Raw genomic sequence first — 1625 nt, 5'->3', positions numbered from 1 at the left:
CAAGATGAATTCAAGATTGTTGATTATGAAAACAGTTTTAAAATTCATTCAAATGAGTGCGACAGGGATGTTTCACTTCACGATATGAACGGCAAATTGACACTGTATATCGACGCATACACACAGAACATTCCGGCGATTGCATATATTCTTGACCTCTTTCATGAATATTTCCATTTTTCCAGACTGCATTCAAGTCAAATTCTTGGTGAAGATTACTATGAATTAATCGAAAGAAATGTTCTGTTGGATTATCTCAAAGAGAAAGAACCAAAAATCGATCCAAGATTCGATTATGTGCTGAATGCGTCAAAAAACACCTTGGAAGAATACAAGAAATTTAAAATTGAACTGATTGATCAGGATATTGAATTCATCAATGACCGGATGGCCGAATGTTTTCACAATGCTGACTGCAGATTGACAGAGGATGCCAGGGCAGAACATTTGGCATTCTATGTTTCAGTGAAAAAACACCTGAAGACATTGCGCAGACAGTATCAGATGATGATTGAAGCGGTCAATTGGGAGGATGAATGAAAATAATTGAATTCTTGAAAAATGCATTTTCTGATTCGCTGCAGAAAGAAAATCAGCAACTGATTGCAGAGATTCAGGAACTCAGACAACAGAAAGTTGAATTGAATCATACTTTGTATGAAAAAACATTCAGCGAAGACATCCAGAGAAGAACAGACAGAGAATTGATCGGTCAGCTAGAAAAAAAGGTTGTTTCATTGAGCGACCGGATCAAGGCAATGCAATCTGATGTCAATTCAGTGTATCAATTGAATGATGAACTGTTCAAAGTTCGACAGGATCTGCAACAGAAAATGTCAGAAATTGAAGAACTTGAACGATTCATTGATTGTCTGCCGAATGAATTTCGTGCAGTTTGGGTTCAGAAAAAAATGAAAGATTCTGAACAGTAGTTGTTTTTAAGTGGGGTATTTATGAAAACAAGAAAGACATATACAACCGAGCAGAAAAAAGCATATATTGCGAAGTATTATGCCGAGAATGCTGACGGATTTGCAGTGAACATGACTGATTTTGCAAAGAATCACGACATCAATGACAAAACTTTCCAAAATTGGATCAGGGCAGACAAACACGAACGTGAAATGAATGTGGTCAATCCTGTTGGTGAATCTGAAGAACGAATCAGTCTGATTCAGTTAGTGCATACCTTTATGCCGGAAACAAGAATTTCAATCTGCAACATCCTGAAAGAAATTCACGTTTCATGCACATGCCGTGAATTCCTGATGAAAAAATGTCTGCAGCTTGATTTCATGGACACAACGATTGAAATGATTGTTCCAAGCGGTGTGAATCAGGTGACTGTTTGGGTGAGATGATGGACGTTCTGATGCTGAAAATTCCTGTTCCGCCGTCAAATAACAGGTTTGTCCGCACGATGACATCCAAGAAAACCGGAAAACCGGTTTTCTACACACCGGCAGACGTTAAGACATACCGGCAGCAGGTCATATCAGAATACTTCAGACAGGGAAAAGGAATCAGATTCGGAACACTGGATGTTGTCATTGACATCACTGCATATTTGTCTGTCATGACAAGAGATGTCGACAACATCCCGAAAGAAATTTTTGATTCTCTTA

Annotated in this window: 4 protein-coding genes; all 4 read left to right on the top strand. The window is 38.3% G+C overall.

All coding sequences use genetic code 11. The features are described from left to right. On the top strand, nucleotides 1-540 hold a 540-nt coding region (locus ACJMNB_RS09180), incomplete at its 5' end, for a hypothetical protein (protein WP_405341700.1). Then, complete coding sequence (locus tag ACJMNB_RS09175) at nucleotides 537-932, top strand: hypothetical protein (RefSeq protein ID WP_405341698.1); 396 nt, start codon at nucleotides 537-539, stop codon at nucleotides 930-932. The genes ACJMNB_RS09180 and ACJMNB_RS09175, both read left to right, overlap by 4 nt. A gap of 21 nt (nucleotides 933-953) precedes the next feature. Continuing rightward, entirely contained in the window at nucleotides 954-1361 is a 408-nt protein-coding gene (locus tag ACJMNB_RS09170) for a transposase (RefSeq protein WP_405341696.1), read from the top strand. Beyond that, nucleotides 1358-1625, top strand: a 268-nt coding sequence (locus ACJMNB_RS09165) for a RusA family crossover junction endodeoxyribonuclease (protein ID WP_405341694.1), incomplete at its 3' end; no start/stop codon positions are given. The genes ACJMNB_RS09170 and ACJMNB_RS09165, both read left to right, overlap by 4 nt.

Origin of the sequence: Fibrobacter sp. (genome assembly GCF_045131395.1) — a bacterium.
Classification (GTDB): domain Bacteria; phylum Fibrobacterota; class Fibrobacteria; order Fibrobacterales; family Fibrobacteraceae; genus Fibrobacter.
This window is presented reverse-complemented; position numbering and strand designations above follow the sequence as displayed.